Raw genomic sequence first — 17,859 nt, forward strand, 5'->3', positions numbered from 1 at the left:
CTCGCAAGTGCGCCAGCGTCTGGGTGTCGAGCTGGCGCTGAGCGATTTGTTCGCCAACGCTGAACTGGCGGCGGTCGCGTCAGTACTGAACGAGGCCGGGCGCTGTGCGCAACCGCAGATCGTGCCGGTCCCGCGTGACGGCGCGTTGCCGCTGTCGTTCGCCCAGCAACGCCTGTGGTTCCTCGCGCAAATGGAAGGCGCCAACACCGCCTACAACATTCCCGTGGCCCTGCGTTTGCGTGGCCGTCTCGATGACGCGGCGCTGCAACGCGCGCTGGCGCGGATCGTCGCCCGGCACGAAACCCTGCGCAGCCGCTTCGCCCAATTCAACGACGAAGCGCAAGTGCTGATTGCCCCGGTGGACACCGGTCTGCTGCTGCGGATTGAAGACCTGCGCCAGCACCCGCAACCCGAGGACACCCTGCAAGCGCTGATTCAGGGCGAAGCCTCCGGACCGTTCGACTTGCAGGACGATCCGTTGATTCGCGGGCGACTGGTACGCCTGGCCGACGATCACCATGTGCTGTTGCTGACCCTGCACCACATCATCTCCGACGGCTGGTCGATGGGTGTTTTGACCCGCGAACTGATGGCGCTGTATCAGGCGTTCAGCCACGGTCAGCCGGATCCGTTGCCGCCGCTGGTGCTGCAATACACCGACTACGCGGTGTGGCAGCGGCGCTGGCTCAGCGGCGAAGTGCTGCAGCGCCAGAGCGAATATTGGCAACAGACCCTCGCCGGTGCCCCGGCGCTGCTGATGCTGCCGACCGATCGGCCGCGCCCAGCGCAGCAGGACTATGCCGGCAGCAGCGTTGCCGTAGTGCTCGACGAACGCTTGAGCGCCGGGCTCAAAGCCTTGGGCCAGCGCCACGGCGTGACCCTGTACATGACGCTGATGAGTGCCTGGGCAATGCTGCTCAGCCGCTTGTCCGGGCAGGCGGAAGTGGTGATCGGTTCGCCGGTGGCCAACCGCACCCGCGCCGAGATCGAAGGCCTGATCGGCATGTTCGTCAACACCCTGGCTCTGCGCATCGACACCTCGGGCGAGCTGAGCGTCGAAGCGCTGCTGGCGCGGGTCAAGGCGCAAACCCTGCAAGCGCAGGCGCATCAGGATCTGCCGTTCGAGCAGGTGGTGGAAATCACCCGGCCGGTGCGCAGCCTGGCGCACAGCCCGTTGTTCCAGACCTTGCTCAGTTGGGATGGCCTCGAAAGCCCGGCGCTGGCCCTCGGCGAACTGACGCTGGAAGGCGTGGCCGAGCCGAGCCACTTCGCCAAGTTCGACCTGTCGCTGAGCCTCAGTGAGTCCAACGGCATCATTCGCGGCTCGCTGGAATATGCCACAGCGTTGTTCGACCAGAGCACGGTCGAGCGCTTCGTCGGTTACTTCCAGCGCCTGTTGCAGGCGATGGTCGCCAACGATCAGGCAGTGCTGGAACAGGCGCCGCTGCTGGCGGAGGAAGAACAGCAGCGCTTGCTGGTCGAGTTCAATGCCACGGAGGTCGATTACAACCTTGATCAGACCATTCACGGCTTGTTCGAAGCGCAAGTGGCGCGCACGCCTTGGGCACCAGCGGTGGTCGCTGATGAACAGCAACTGACTTATGCCGAAATCAACGCCCGGGCCAATCAACTGGCGCGGCATCTGCGTGAGTTGGGCGTAGGGCCGGATGCACGGGTGGCAATCTGCGTCGAGCGCGGTCTGGATATGGTGGTCGGGCTGCTGGCGATCCTCAAGGCCGGCGGCGGTTATGTGCCGTTGGACCCGGCGTATCCGCTGGAGCGTCTGGCGTACATGCTGGAAGACAGCGCGCCGCTGGCGGTGCTGGTGCAGGGAACCACGCGTTCGTTGCTCGGTGACGTTTCGGTGCCGGTGATCGATCTGGATCAGCCGCACTGGCAATCGCTGCCTGCCGACAACCTTTCAGTAGCCGAACTGACCCCGCAGCACACCGCTTACGTGATCTACACCTCCGGTTCCACTGGCCAGCCGAAAGGCGTGATCAACGAACACAGCGGGGTGGTAAACCGCTTGCTGTGGATGCAGGACGCCTATCAACTGACCTCCAGCGACACGGTGTTGCAGAAGACCCCGTTCAGCTTCGACGTCTCGGTTTGGGAGTTCTTCTGGCCGTTGATGACCGGCGCTCGATTGGTCATGGCCCGGCCCGAGGGGCACAAGGATCCGCTGTATCTCAGCGAAATCATCGAGCGCGAGCACATCACCACGCTGCACTTTGTACCGTCGATGCTCGATGTGTTTCTCGCCCACGGTGACAGCGCACGTTGCAGCAGTCTGCGGCAAGTCATGTGCAGCGGCGAAGCGTTGCCGGGCAGTGTGGTGCGGCGCTTCAAGCAGCAACTGCCGGGCAGCCAATTGCACAACCTCTACGGCCCGACCGAAGCCGCGGTGGACGTCACCGCGTGGAACTGCGCCGGACCGCTGGAAAGCACCCCGGACAACACGCCAATCGGCAAACCGATCGCCAACACCCGCATGTACATCCTCGGTGCCCAGCAGCAACCAGTGCCGCACGGTGTGGTCGGCGAGCTGTACATCGGTGGCGTGCAGGTGGCGCGCGGTTATCTGAATCGCCCGGAACTGAACGCCGAACGCTTCCTCAACGATCCGTTCCAGTCCAATGGGCGGATGTACCGCACCGGCGACGTCGCCCGCTATCTGCCGGACGGCAATATCGAATACCTGGGCCGTAACGATGATCAGGTGAAGATCCGTGGTTTGCGCATTGAGCTTGGCGAGATTCAAGCGCGCCTGACCCAGGTCGACGGCATTCAGGAAGCCGCCATACTGGCCCGCGAAGATGCATCCGGCGACAAGCGTCTGGTGGCGTACTACACCGGGGCACGTTTGGAAATCGACGTGCTGCGCAGTCATCTGCTGGAGCACCTGCCGGACTACATGGTGCCCGCCGTGTTCGTGCATCTGGATGCATTGCCGCTGAGCCCCAACGGCAAACTCGACCGCAAGGCGCTGCCGGCCCCCGATCTGACGGCGCTGACCGCCCGCGAATATGAAGCACCGGTCGGCGAAGTGGAAATCGCTCTCGCCCAGCTCTGGGCTGAACTGCTCAAGGTTGAGCGGGTAGGCCGCCACGACCATTTCTTCGAACTCGGTGGCCATTCGCTGCTGGCGGTGAATCTGGTGGCAAAAATGCGTCGTGCCGGCCTGAGCGCCGACATTCGCGTGCTGTTCAACCAGCCGACTCTCGCCGCACTGGCCGCTGCCGTCGGCGGTGAACCGCAGACCGAAGTCTCGGCCAACCTCATCCCGGCGGACTGCACGCGCATCACTCCCGAGCTGCTGCCACTGGTGGCGCTCGACCAGCCGAGCATTGACCGCATCGTCACCAGCATCCCCGGCGGCGTGGCCAACGTGCAGGATATTTACCCGCTGGCGCCTTTGCAGACCGGCATCCTCTTTCATCACCTGTCCGCCGCGCAGGGCGATCCGTATGTGTTGCAGGCGCAGTTCGCGTTTGCTGACGAGCAACGCCTTGACGCTTTCACCCAGGCCTTGCAGAACGTAATCCAGCGCCACGACATCCTGCGCACTTCGCTGTTCTGGGACGGGCTGCAAGACCCGGTGCAAGTGGTCTGGCGCACGGCGCCGCTGGCCTGCGAAGCGCTGGAACTGAATGACGCGGACGGCGATGTGCTGGAGCAATTGCGCCGCCGCTTCGACGCCGCGCAGTACCGCATGGCCGTCAATCAGGCGCCGCTGATGCGCGTGGTGCATGCGTGGGACGCCGCCCATCAGCGGGTGGTGGCGTTGTTGCTGTTTCATCACCTGGTGATGGACCACGTGGCGCTGGAGGTGCTGCAACACGAGATGCAGGCGTTCCTCAGCGGCCAGCCGCAGCGTCTGGCCGAGCCGGTGCCGTATCGCAATTATGTGGCGCATACCCTGTCGGCGATGAGCGATCAGCATCACGAAGATTTCTTCCGCGAGATGCTGGGTGATATCAGCGAACCGAGCGCGCCGTACGGCCTGCACAGCATTGCCGAGGGCCACGCCGCAGACGCACGCCGGGTACTCGACCTCGATCTGAGTCGGCGTGTCAGGGCCAAGGCCCGACGGCTGGGGATCAGCGCCGCGAGCCTGATGCATCTGGCCTGGGCACAGGTGCTGGGAAAACTCTCCGGGCGTGAGGAAGTGGTGTTCGGCACCGTGTTGCTGGGGCGGTTGCAGGCGGGCGAGGGCGCCGAGCGCGCGCTGGGGGTGTTCATCAACACCTTGCCGCTGCGCGTCGATCTCGGGCAACGCTCGGCGCAGGAAGCCGCGCTCGCCACCCACCAACAGTTGAACGCGCTGCTGCACCATGAGCATGCGCAATTGGCACTGGCCCAGCGTTGCAGTGGCATGCCCGCCGGCACGCCGTTGTTCAGCACGCTGTTCAACTATCGCCACAGCGTCGCTGCCGGCACGCCTTCCGCGGAGGCGGCGAACGCGTGGCACGGCATGCAACTGCTCAATACCCAGGAGCACACCAACTACCAGTTGAGCGTGAGTGTCGATGACCTCGGCGAAGGTTTCGGCTTCACCGCACTGGCTGCCCCCGGCATTGATCCCGCACGCATCTGCGAGTACCTGCAACGGGCGGTGAGCAACCTGCTGCTGGCACTGGAACAGACCCCGCAACTGAGCGTTGACCAGGTGTCGATCCTGGCGCCAGACGAACGTCGGCAATTGCTGGTCGAGTTCAACGCCACCGAGCGGGAATACCCGCATGCGCTGACCGTGCACGCCTTGTTCGAAAGGCAAGTGGCGGCAGATCCGCACGCCATCGCTGTGGTGCATGGCGGGCAAACCTCGAGTTATGCCGATTTGAATGATCGGGCCAACCTCTTGGCCCACTACTTGATCGCCCAAGGCGTGCGGCCAGGCGACCACGTGGCGATCCTGCTGCCGCGCTCGCTGCAGCTGTTGGTCGCGCAGCTGGCGATTGCCAAATGCGCGGCGGCCTATGTGCCGCTGGACATCAACGCGCCGAGCGAGCGTCAGGCATTCATGCTCGAGGACAGCCGCGCCGTGGCGTTGCTGACCCTGCGTGGCGAAAACATCGACTATCCACTGCAGCGCATCGATCTGGATGCCCTGACGCTGAACGACCAGCCTGCGCACAACCCGAACCTGGCGCAGTCCTCGGAAGCGCTGGCGTACATCATGTACACCTCCGGTTCCACCGGCACGCCGAAGGGTGTGATGGTGCCGCACCGTGGCATCGCTCGTCTGGTGCTGAACAACGGTTACGCCGATTTCAACCCGCAGGATCGCGTGGCGTTTGCCTCCAACCCGGCGTTCGACGCCAGCACCATGGACATCTGGGGGCCATTGCTCAACGGCGGGCGCGTGGTGGTGATCGATCACCAGACCCTGCTGGATCCAAACGCATTCGGCCATGAGTTGAACGCCAGCGGCGCGACAATCCTGTTTGTCACCACCGCGCTGTTCAACCAGTACGTGCAACTGATTCCGCAGGCCCTGAAAGGCTTGCGCATGGTTCTGTGCGGCGGTGAACGCGGCGATCCGGCCAGCTTCCGCCGCTTGCGGGCCGAGGCGCCGCAACTGCGCATCGTGCATTGCTACGGCCCGACCGAAACCACCACTTACGCCACCACGTTTGAAGTGCACGAAGTGGCGGAAAACGCCGAAAGCGTGCCGATTGGCGGGCCGATCTCCAACACCCAGGTGTATGTGCTCGACGCGCATCAGCAGCCGGTGCCGATGGGCGTGACCGGCGAGTTGTACATTGGCGGGCAGGGCGTGGCGCTGGGTTATCTGAACCGCGCCGATCTGACCGCCGAGAAGTTCCTGCGTGATCCGTTCAGCGACCGACCGGGCGCGCTGCTGTATCGCACCGGCGACCTAGCGCGCTGGCTGGCGCCGGGGCAGCTCGATTGCATCGGGCGCAATGACGATCAAGTGAAAATCCGTGGTTTCCGCATCGAACTCGGCGAGATCGAAAATCGTCTGCTGGGCTATCCGGGGATCAACGAAGCGGTGGTGCTCGCCCGGCGCGATGGTCAGGAACCGTTGCGGCTGGTGGCCTACTACACCGCGCACGACGGCGCGCTGGAACTCGCCGACCTGCGTGAGCATGTGCAGGCGCAGTTGCCGGAATACATGGTGCCGAGTGCCTGGGTGCAGCTCGATGCCTTGCCGTTGACCAACAACGGCAAGGTCGATCGCAAAGCCTTGCCCGAACCGGATGCTGCGGCGTTGATCACCCGCGAATACGTTGCGCCACAGGGTGAACTGGAAATTGCATTGGCGCAGATCTGGGCCGAGACCCTGCAAGTCGAGCAGATCGGCCGCCACGATCACTTCTTCGAACTCGGCGGGCATTCGTTGCTGGCGATGCGCATGCTGTCGCAGGTGCGTCAGCGTCTCGGCGTCGAACTGCCCCTGAGCGAGTTGTTTGCCGATCCGCATCTCAGTGCGGTGGCCGAGGTGCTGAACCGCGCCGGGCGCAGCACGCTGCCAGAGATCGTCGCGGCGGCGCCGGATCAAGCGCTGCCGCTGTCCTTCGCCCAGCAACGCCTGTGGTTCCTCGCGCAGATGGAGGGCGGTAACTCGGCGTACAACATTCCGCTTGGCCTGCGCCTGCGCGGGCGGCTCGATGTCGAAGCTTTGCAGCGCGCACTGACGCAGATCGTTGCGCGACACGAAACGCTGCGCAGCCGTTTCGTCAGCGTCGACGATCAGGCGCAGGTGACAATTGCACCGGTCGACAGCGGCCTGCTGTTGCAGGTGGAAGACCTGCGCCAGGATCCACAGGCCGAAGCCACTGTACAGGCGCGTCTCGCGCAGGAAGCCGCGACTGCCTTCGATTTGCAGCACGATCCGCTGATTCGCGGACACCTGCTGCGTCTCGCTGACGATCATCATGTGCTGCTGCTGACCGTGCATCACATCGTCGCCGATGGCTGGTCGATGGGCGTGCTGACCCGTGAGCTGATGGCGTTGTATCAGGCCTTCAGTCACGGTCAGCCGGATCCATTGCCGCCGTTGACCCTGCAATACGGCGACTACGCCGTGTGGCAGCGGCGCTGGCTCAGCGGTGAAGTGTTGCAGCGGCAAAGTGATTACTGGCAGCAGACCCTCGACGGTGCGCCGGCGTTGCTGACCCTGCCCACCGACCGTCCGCGTCCGGTACAGCAAGACTTCGCCGGCAGCAGCGTCGAAGTGCGGCTCGATGAGCGTCTGAGTGCCGGGCTCAAAGCTTTGAGTCAGCGTCACGGCGTGACCCTGTTCATGACCCTGATGAGTGCCTGGTCGCTGTTGCTGAGTCGTTTGTCCGGGCAGTCCGACGTGGTGATCGGCTCGCCGGTGGCCAACCGCAGCCGGGCCGAGATCGAAGGCCTGATCGGCATGTTCGTCAACACCCTGGCCCTGCGCATCGACACCTCGGGTGAACCGAGCGTGGCCACGCTGCTGGCACGGGTCAAGGCGCGCACGCTGGAGGCGCAGGCGCATCAGGATCTGCCGTTCGAGCAAGTGGTGGAAATCGCCCGGCCGGCGCGCAGTCTGGCGCACAGCCCGTTGTTCCAGAGCTCGCTGAGCTGGGACAGCAGCGTCGGGCCGAACCTGGCGCTGGGCGATCTGCGCCTCGAAGGCGTGGCCGCGCCGGGCCGGGTGGCCAAATTCGACCTGACCCTGACCCTGGGTGAGGTCAACGGGGTGATTCGCGGCTCGCTGGAATACGCCACGGCGTTGTTCGATCAAGCGACCGTCGAGCGTTATGTCGGTTATCTGCAGCGCTTGCTGGCGGCGATGGTCAACGATGAGCAGACCGTGCTGGAGCGGGTGCCGTTACTCGCCGAGTCTGAGCGTCAGCGCTTGCTCTACGAGTTCAACGCCACGGCGCGCGAGTATCCACAAACCCTGACCGTGCACGGGATTTTCCAGCAGCAGGCAGCGGCGCATCCCAAAGCGGTGGCGGCGGTGCATGGCGAGCATTCGCTGAGCTACTTCGAGCTGAACGCCCAGGCCAATCGTCTGGCGCATCACTTGCTCAGCCAGGGCGTGCAGCCCGGCGACCACGTGGCGATCCTGTTGCCGCGTTCGCTGGAATTGCTGGTGGCGCAACTGGCGATTGCCAAGTGCGCGGCGGCCTATGTGCCGCTGGACATCAATGCCCCGAGCGAGCGTCAGGCGTTCATGGTCGAGGACTGTCAGGCAGCGGCGTTGCTGACCCTCAGCCGTGAAGTCATCGACTACGCTGCGCCACGCATCGACCTCGACCGCTTGACCCTCAGCGGCCAACCCACGCACAACCCGAACCTGGCGCAGTCCTCGCAGGCGCTGGCGTACATCATGTACACCTCCGGCTCCACCGGCACGCCGAAAGGCGTGATGGTCCCGCACCGCGCCATCGGCCGCCTGGTGCTGAACAACGGTTATGCCGATTTCAACCCGCAGGATCGCGTGGTGTTCGCCTCCAATCCGGCGTTCGACGCCAGCACCATGGACATCTGGGGGCCGCTGCTCAACGGCGGGCGCGTGGTGGTGATCGATCACCAGACCTTGCTTGATCCAAACGCGTTCGGCCATGAGTTGAGCGCAACCGGGGCAACGGTGCTGTTCGTCACCACTGCGCTGTTCAATCAGTATGTGCAGCTGATTCCGCAGGCGCTGAAAGGCTTGCGCATTCTGTTGTGTGGCGGTGAGCGCGGTGACCCGGCGGCGTTCCGTCGACTGCTGGCCGAGGCGCCGGCGCTGCGCATCGTGCATTGCTACGGTCCGACCGAAACCACCACTTACGCCACCACCTTCGAAGTGCGTGAAGTGGCGGAAAACGCCGAGAGCGTGCCGATTGGCGCGCCGATCTCCAACACTCAGGTGTACGTGCTCGACGCGCATCAGCAACCGGTGCCGATGGGCGTGACCGGCGAGTTGTACATCGGCGGGCAGGGCGTGGCGCTGGGTTATCTGAATCGCGCCGATCTGACCGCCGAGAAGTTCCTGCGCGATCCGTTCAGCGAGCAGCCGGGTGCGTTGCTTTATCGCACCGGCGACCTCGCACGCTGGCTGGCACCGGGGCAGCTCGATTGCATCGGGCGCAATGACGATCAGGTGAAGATTCGCGGTTTCCGTATCGAGCTGGGCGAAATCGAAAACCGCCTGCTCAACTGCCAGGGGATCAAGGAGGCCGTGGTGCTGGCGCGCCGCGATGGTCAGGACATCACGCGTCTGGTGGCGTACTACACCGCGCACGCCGGGCGCCTGGACAGCGCCGATCTGCACGCGCAGTTGCTGGCGCGACTGCCGGAATACATGGTGCCGAGCGCGTGGGTGCAACTGGATGTGCTGCCGTTGAACAACAACGGCAAGGTCGACCGCAAGGCGCTGCCGGCGCCGACGCAGGCAGCGCTGCTCAGTCGGGTGTATGTGGCGCCGATCTCGGCGCTGGAAGACCATTTGGCGCGGATCTGGGCTGGCTTGCTGCAGCTCGAACAGGTCGGTCGTCACGACAACTTCTTCGAACTGGGCGGGCATTCGTTGCTGGCGATGCGCATGCTGTCGCAAGTGCGCCAGCAGTTGGGTGTCGAGCTGACACTCGCCGAGCTGTTCGCCAACCCCGAGCTGGCCGCGGTCGCCGAGGTGCTGAGCCGGGCGGGGCGCAGCACCTTGCCGGAGATTTTGCCGGCACCGCGTGATCAGCTATTGCCGCTGTCCTTCGCCCAGCAACGCCTGTGGTTCCTGGCGCAGATGGACGGCGGCCACAGCGCCTACAACATCCCGGTCGGTCTGCGCCTGCGCGGTCGGCTGGATGAAGACGCGCTGCAACGGGCACTGGCACGCATCGTTGAGCGTCACGAAACCCTGCGCAGCCGCTTCAGCCAGATCGACGAGCAGCCGCAGGTGCTGATTTTGCCGGCGGAGAGCAGTTTGCTGCTGGCGGTAGAAGACCTGCGTCAGCACCCGCAGGCTGACAACGCCTTGCGTGGCCTGATCGAGGAACAGGCCTGCGCCTCGTTCAATCTGCAGCACGATGCGCTGCTGCGCGGACGTCTGGTGCGTCTGGCTGATGATCATCATGTGCTGTTGCTGACGCTGCACCACATCATCGCTGATGGCTGGTCGATGGGCGTGCTGACCCGCGAGCTGGCGGCGCTGTATCAGGCGTTCAGCCGTGGCGAAGACGATCCGCTGCCGCCGCTGGCGCTGCAATACACCGACTACGCAGTGTGGCAACGGCGCTGGCTCAGCGGCGAGGTGCTGCAGCGTCAAAGCGATTACTGGCAGCAGACCCTGGCCGGCGCGCCGGCCTTGCTGACCCTGCCCACTGACCGCCCGCGACCGCCACAGCAGGACTATTCCGGCAGCCGCGTCGACCTGCTGCTCGATGAACAGTTGAGCGCCGGTTTGAAAGCCTTGTGTCAGCGTCGCGCGGTGACGCCGTACATGGTGATCATGAGCGCCTGGGCGATGTTGCTCAGCCGTTTGTCCGGGCAGGACGACGTGGTGATCGGCTCGCCGGTGGCCAACCGCACCCGCGCCGAAATCGAAGGCCTGATCGGCATGTTCGTCAACACCCTGGCGCTGCGCATCGATACCTCGGGCGAGCCAAGCGGCGAGGCGCTGCTGGCGCGGGTCAAAACGCAGACTCTGGAAGCTCAGGCGCATCAGGATCTGCCGTTCGAGCAAGTGGTGGACATCAGCAAACCGCTGCGCAGCCTGTCGCACAGCGCGTTGTTCCAGACCATGCTCAGTTGGGACAACAACGACGACCCGAGCCTGACCCTCGGCGACCTGACCCTGGAAGGGGTGGCCGGTGACAGCCACTTTGTGAAATTCGACCTGTCACTGAGCCTCGGCGATTCGCCCGACGGCATTCGCGGTTCGTTGCGCTACGCCACGGCCTTGTTCGATGAGGCGACGGTGCAGCGTTTCGTCGGCTATTTCCAGCGGCTGCTGGCGGCGTTGGTCAACGATGATCAGGCGGTGCTTGCGCAAGTGCCGTTGCTGGCACCGCAGGACCAGCAACGCTTGCTGGTCGACTTCAATGCCAGCGAGGTCGACTGCCCACTTGAGCAGCCGTTGCACACGCTGTTCGAAGCGCAAGTGCGGCGCAAACCGGACGCTGTCGCGCTGCAATCAGAGCAGGGAAACCTGACCTATCGCGAGCTCAATCAGCGCGCCAATCGTCTGGCTCAGCACCTGCGTGCGCAAGGTGTGCAGCCGGATGCACGGGTGGCGATCTGCGTCGAGCGCGGGCTGGATCTGGTGGTCGGTCTGCTCGGCATTCTCAAGGCCGGTGGCGCCTATGTGCCGCTGGATCCGAGCTACCCGACGGAACGCCTGGCGTACATGCTCAAGGACAGCGCGCCGACCGCGGTGCTGGTGCAGACCGCTACTCGCGGGTTGTTCGATGAAGCGACCGCCACGGTGATCGACCTTGACCGCAGTACCTGGCAGCACCTGCCGGATCACGATTCGCCAGTGCCGGGCCTCAGCGCCTCCAACCTTGCGTACATGATCTACACCTCGGGCTCTACCGGATTGCCGAAAGGCGTGATGATCGAGCATCGCAGCGCCTGCAACATGGTGCACTGGGGCTCGCAGATTTCGCCGCCGACCGAACACGGCGCGCTGCTGCAAAAAGCGCCGTTCAGCTTCGACAGTTCGGTGTGGGAGATTTTCTGGCCGCTGTGTTCCGGGATGCGTCTGGTGCTGGCGCGACCGGACGGCAACCGCGATTCGGCGTATGTGGTGCAGACCATTCGCGAGCATCAGGTGACGGTGGTCAAGTTCGTCCCGGCGCTGTTGCAGCAGTTCGTCGAGCAGGACGGTGTCGAGCAATGCACCAGCCTGACCGATGTGCTCAATGGTGGCGGCGAACTCAGCGCGGCGCTGGCCCGCCAAGTGCGCGATCGCCTGCCGTGGGTGCGGTTGCACAACGTCTATGGCCCGACTGAAACCACGGTGGACAGCACGGGCTGGACGCTGGAACCGGACATGCCGGTACCGGACAGCGTGGTGCCAATCGGCAAAGCGTTGAGCAATACCCGCCTGTACGTGCTCGATGCGTACGGTCAACCGGTGCCGCAAGGTGTCAGCGGTGAGTTGCACATTGGCGGCGTCGGCGTGGCGCGTGGTTATCACGGCTTGCCGGAGATGCAGGCCGAGCGCTTCATCGACAGCCCGTTTGTACCGGGGGATCGCCTGTACCGCACAGGAGATCTGGCGCGTTACAACAACCATGGCGAGCTGGAATTCCTCGGCCGCAACGACTTCCAGATCAAGCTGCGTGGCCTGCGTCTGGAGCCGGGGGAAATCGAGGCACGGCTGATCGAGCATCCGGCGATCCGCCAAGCGGTGGTGATGGTCCGCGATGAGCGTCTGGTGGCCTGGTACAGCTTGCGCTCGGGCGTAGAAGCACCGAGTCTTGAGACGTTGCGCAGCCATGTGCTGGAGCGCTTGCCGGAGTACATGGTGCCGGGTGCGTTTGTGCTGCTCGACGCGTTGCCGCTGACACCGAACGACAAGATCGACCGCAAGGCCCTGCCGGAACCGGGGGCAGACGCCGTTATCAATCGCCCATACGTGGCGCCACAGGGTGAAGTCGAAACCGCGCTGGCGCAGATCTGGGCTGAAGTCCTCGGCGTCGAACAGGTCGGACGGCACGACAACTTCTTCGAACTGGGCGGGCATTCGTTGCTGGCGGTGAAGCTGGTCAATCTGCTGCAACGGGCCGGCCTGCCGCTGTCGCTGGCCGAACTGTTCCAGCATCCGAGCATCGAGTCTGCCGCCGCGCTGCTCAGTCAGGGCGAGGCGCTCACTCAGCCTGACGGGCTGGTCCTCGTGCGCGGCGGGACGCACGGTACGCCGCTGTTCCTGCTGCATGAGTTCAGCGGCCGCGACGTGTACTTCCCGACCCTGGCCCAGCACATCGGTGGCGAGTTCCCGATTTACGGCCTGCCCGGTGTGCCGCTGGGGCAAGCGCAATTGCGCACGCTGGAGTGCATGGCGCAGCGCATGGTCGGGATCATCCGTGCGGTACAGCCGCATGGGCCATATCGTCTGGCAGGTTGGTCGTTCGGCGGGGTGCTGGCGCATGAGGTCGCCCAGCAATTGCTCGGCCTTGATGAGCCGGTGGAATTCATCGGCATGCTCGACAGCTACGCACCGAATCCGTTGGCTCAGGACAAGGCCATGTGGAGCGGCGAGGGCTTGGACAAGCGCCAGTTGCTTGGCCATTGCCGTGGGCGTTCGCTGATGCTCGGTGCCGAAAGCGAGGCGGCGCTGGCAGCGGTGCAAGTACTGGAAGCGCAAGTCGCACAACTGGATTTTCCCGAGCTGTTCCAGCGCTGTCAGGCGCAGCAACTGACCGATCCGGAACTGGCCACGGTCAGTGCGGCGGACGCTTGGCACTACTTTGATCGCGAAGCGGCGCATCGTCTGGCGCTGGCGCATTATCGGGTCAGCCCGGCGAGTCAGCCGATCCACCTGTTCCGGGCCCAGGAGTTGATGGACGGCCAGTCGATGCCGAGCCCGACGCGCGGCTGGGAAGAGCGCTTCGATATTGGCTTGCTGCACTGCATCGAAATCCCCGGCGATCACCGGACGATGATGAAGCACCCGCACATTCAGGCACTCGGCCAGGCGATTACCCAAGCGCTGGAAACCCTGGTGACGCCGGAACCGGCGCTGTATCAACCGCTGCTGACGATTCAGACCGGGCAGCCGGGGCATGCGCCGATTTTCTGCGTGCCGGGGGCGGGAGACAGTGTCACCGGATTCATTCACCTGACCGAGGCGATCGGCCCGGAATGGCCGATCATCGGTCTGCAACCGCGCGGGCTGGACGGCGTCAGCGTGCCGCACAGCGCGGTCGAAGCCGCTGCGGCGTTCTACCTGCAGGCCATCGAGCAGATTCACCCGCAGGGGCCGCTGCACCTGATCGGCCATTCGTTCGGCGGCTGGGTCGCGCATGCCATGGCCGCGCAGTTGCAGGCCGCCGGGCGCGAGGTGGCTTCGCTGACGTTGATCGACAGCGAGGCGCCGGGCGGTGACGGCACGGCGGGCAAACCGTACACGGCCACTGCCGCGCTGCAACGGCTGATCGACACCCTGCAATTGTCCTGTGGCAAGTCGCTGGGCATCGATCCTGCGACCTTCGCCAACGCCGACGACAGCACGCAATTGCGCCTGCTGCACGACGGCATGGTGCGCGCCGGGGTGTTGTCGGAGCGGGCGGCGCCGACTGCGATGCATGGCCCGGCCCGCACCTTCGCCAGCGCCTTGCGCACGGTCTATCAACCGCGTCTGGCCTATACCGGGCCGGTGCGGCTGGTGCTGGTCGATGACCCGACGCTGGACGAGTGGGGCAATCAGCGCGAACACGCGGCGGTGCTCGAAGGCTGGCAGCGGCAGGTCAGCGATCTGGCGGTGTGGTACGGGCCGGGCAACCACTTCACGATTCTCAAGGCGCCCAACGTCTTCAGTTTCGCCGCGTGGTGGCATGACGGTCTGGCGCTGGCGGTCGGCGAAGTGCTGTCCTGAGTGTGTTTTTTCTATCAAGACCCGGCCGCTGGCCGGGTTCATCCCTGAACGGACTTGTGGTTATTTATGGAAAAGTCGAAGTTGCGCAAAGTCGGTATGGGGTTGGCGTTGGCGGCGGTGGCCGGTCTGGTGCTGTACACGGTGCAGGCACCGGCCGAAGCACCGAAATACCAGACCGCCCCGGTCGAACGCTCGGATATCGAAAACACTGTGCTCGCCACCGGTTTGCTCGAAGGCGTCAAACAGGTGGACGTCGGCGCTCAGGTGTCGGGGCAGTTGAAGTCGCTCAAGGTCAAGGTTGGCGACAAGGTGAAGAAGGGCCAGTGGCTGGCCGAGATCGATCCGCTGGTGCTGCAGAACACTCTGCGTCAGGCGCAGGTCGATGAGGAAAACCTGCAGGCGCAAAAGCGCGCCACGCAGGCCCAGCTCAAACAGACCAAAGCGATCTACGAACGCTATCAGAACCTGCAGGAAGACGCGTCGATCTCGCGTCAGGATTTCGAAACCGCGCAATCGGACTACGAGGTGCAGCAGGCTAATCTGCTGTCGCTGGACGCGCAGATCAAGAGCGCGCACATCCAGATCGACACCGCCAAGGTCAACCTCGCGTACACGCGAATCGTCGCGCCGATCGATGGCGACGTGGTCGGCATCGTCACCCAGGAAGGCCAGACCGTGATCGCCAACCAGTTGGCGCCGATCCTGCTGAAACTGGCGGATCTGGACACCATGACCATCAAGGCCCAGGTGTCGGAGGCCGACGTGATTCATATCGCGCCGGGGCAGCAGGTGTATTTCACCATCCTCGGCGAGGACAAACGCTATTACGGCAAGCTGCGTGGCACGGAGCCTGCGCCGCAAAACTTCCTCGAAACGCCGCCGGCCGGCACCCCCAAACAAAACACCGCGGTGTTCTACAACGCGCTGTTCGAAGTGCCCAATCCCGACCATCGCTTGCGCATCTCGATGACCGCGCAAGTGCGCATCGTCCTCGATACCGCGCAATCGGTGCTGACCGTGCCGGTGGCCGCGCTTGGGCCGCGCAACGCCGATGGCAGTTTTCCGGTGCGAGTGCTGGACGCCAAGGGCCAGGCGCAGTCGCGCAACGTGCAGACCGGGATCAACAACAACGTCAAAGTGCAGATCAATCAGGGCCTCAGCGAAGGCGAGCGGGTGGTGATCGGTGATCCGTTGCCCGCCGTGGCGGGGGCTTGAGCATGACGCAAGCGTTGCTGCAATTGACCGGCATCACCCGCAGTTTCACCGCCGGCGACCGCGAATTTCTCGCGCTGAAGGACATCAACCTGACGATCAATGCCGGAGAAATGGTGGCGATCATCGGCGCCTCCGGTTCCGGCAAATCAACCCTGATGAACATCCTCGGCTGTCTCGATTACGCCACTGCCGGCAGCTACAAGATCAACGGCCAGGAGACCCGCGACCTCGACGATCAGGCGCTGGCCGAACTGCGCCGCGATTACTTCGGTTTCATCTTCCAGCGCTATCATTTGCTGCCGCACCTGAGCGCGATGCACAACGTCGAGATGCCGGCAATCTACGCTGGCATCCCCGCGCCACAACGCCACGCCCGTGCCCGCGAATTGCTGGCGCGGCTGGGCCTTGATGGGCACCTCACGCACCGGCCGAGCCAGCTCTCCGGCGGTCAGCAGCAACGGGTGAGTATCGCCCGGGCCTTGATGAACGGCGGCGAGGTGATCCTCGCCGACGAACCCACCGGCGCTCTCGACACCGCCAGCGGCAAGGAAGTGATGCGCATCCTGCTGGAACTGCACGCGGCCGGGCACACGGTGATTCTGGTGACCCACGACCCGAAAGTCGCGGCCAACGCCGAACGCATCATCGAAGTCAGTGACGGTGAAATCCTCAGCGACCGCCTCAACCAGCGTGACACCGGGCAACTGCCGGGCGCGGACGACGTACCGGCCAAACCACCGGCGACACGCCGTCTGGTCGCCAGCCTGGGCCTGTTCAAGGAAGCCTTCAACATGGCCTGGGTGGCGCTGATTTCGCACCGTATGCGCACCTTGCTGACCATGCTCGGGATCGTCATCGGCATCACCTCGGTGGTGTCGATTTCGGCGATCGGCGAGGGCGCGAAAAACTACGTGCTCAAGGACATTTCGGCGATCGGCAGCAACACCATCGATATCTATTCCGGCAGCAGTTTCGGTGACAAACGCGCCGCGTCGATCGAGACGCTGGTGCCGGCCGACGTCACCGCGCTGAATCAGCTGTATTACGTCGACAGCGCCACCCCGGTGGTCGGCCGCAGCATGCTCCTGCGTTACCGCAACATCGACCTCGACGCGCAGATCAACGGCGTCAGCGACCAGTACTTTCAGGTGCGCGGGATCAAACTGGAGGCGGGCATCACCTTCAGCGAAAGCGATGCGCGGCGCCAGGCGCAGGTGGTGGTAATCGACTACAACACCCGGCATCGGCTGTTCGGCGAGGGCGTCGATCCGCTGGGCCAGGTGATCCTGATTGGCAACCTGCCATGCACGGTGATCGGCGTGGCCGCCGAGAACAAGAACCTGTTTGCCTCGGGCAAAACCCTCAACGTCTGGGTGCCCTACGAAACCGCCGCCGGGCGTATCCTGGGCCAACGTTTTCTCGACAGCATCAGCGTACGGATCAAGGACGGCCAGTCGAGCAAAGTCGTGGAAAATCACGTCACCCAATTGATGCTGCAACGCCACGGCATCAAGGACTTCTACACCAACAACCTCGACAGCGTGATGCAGACCGTGCAGAAAACCAGCCGCTCGCTGGCCTTGCTGCTGTCGCTGATCGCGGTGATTTCGCTGGTGGTCGGCGGCATCGGCGTGATGAACATCATGCTGGTGTCGGTGACCGAGCGCACGCGGGAGATCGGCATTCGCATGGCGGTCGGCGCGCGCCAGTCGGACATTCGTCAGCAGTTTCTGGTGGAAGCGGTGATGGTCTGCCTGCTCGGCGGGGCGATCGGCATCTCGTTGTCGTATGCCATCGGTCACCTGTTTTCGCTGTTCATCAAGGAATGGGAAATGGTCTTCTCCATGGCCTCGGTGGTGACGGCAGTGATCTGCTCGACGCTGATCGGCATCGTCTTCGGCTTCGTCCCCGCGCGCAATGCATCGCGCCTCGATCCGATCGAGGCGCTGGCGCGGGACTGATTGCCGAAGCTGATTGGCCGGGCTAGTGCCTGAAGTGCACAAATCAAAAGGGACGGGTCACGAACCCGTCCCTGTTTTTCGTCCTCATTCCAACTGTGGGAGCGAGCTTGCTCGCGAAAGCGGCCTCACAGCCGACCAATCCCTGACTGAATGCAC

At 64.2% G+C, this 17,859-nt stretch carries 3 protein-coding genes (1 of these 3 cut by a window edge); all 3 read left to right on the forward strand.

Annotated features, from left to right (window positions below):
- Positions 1–14,527: the 3' portion of a non-ribosomal peptide synthase/polyketide synthase gene (locus tag ACIP8I_RS12065; protein ID WP_400761256.1), read on the forward strand. Its footprint begins 3,317 nt before the window's first position; only the last 14,527 of its 17,844 coding nucleotides appear in the window; its start codon lies beyond the left edge, outside the window; its stop codon occupies positions 14,525–14,527.
- Positions 14,528–14,593: 66 nt separating this feature from the next.
- Positions 14,594–15,742, forward strand: coding sequence for a macrolide transporter subunit MacA (gene macA / locus ACIP8I_RS12070; protein ID WP_098968301.1), 1,149 nt, complete (start codon positions 14,594–14,596; stop codon positions 15,740–15,742).
- A gap of 2 nt (positions 15,743–15,744) precedes the next feature.
- Positions 15,745–17,703, forward strand: coding sequence for a MacB family efflux pump subunit (locus ACIP8I_RS12075; protein ID WP_400761260.1), 1,959 nt, complete (start codon positions 15,745–15,747; stop codon positions 17,701–17,703).
- Positions 17,704–17,859: the final 156 nt, after the last annotated feature.

It is taken from the genome of Pseudomonas sp. NPDC088414 (assembly GCF_044753325.1).
In the GTDB taxonomy this organism is placed as follows: Bacteria; Pseudomonadota; Gammaproteobacteria; order Pseudomonadales; family Pseudomonadaceae; genus Aquipseudomonas.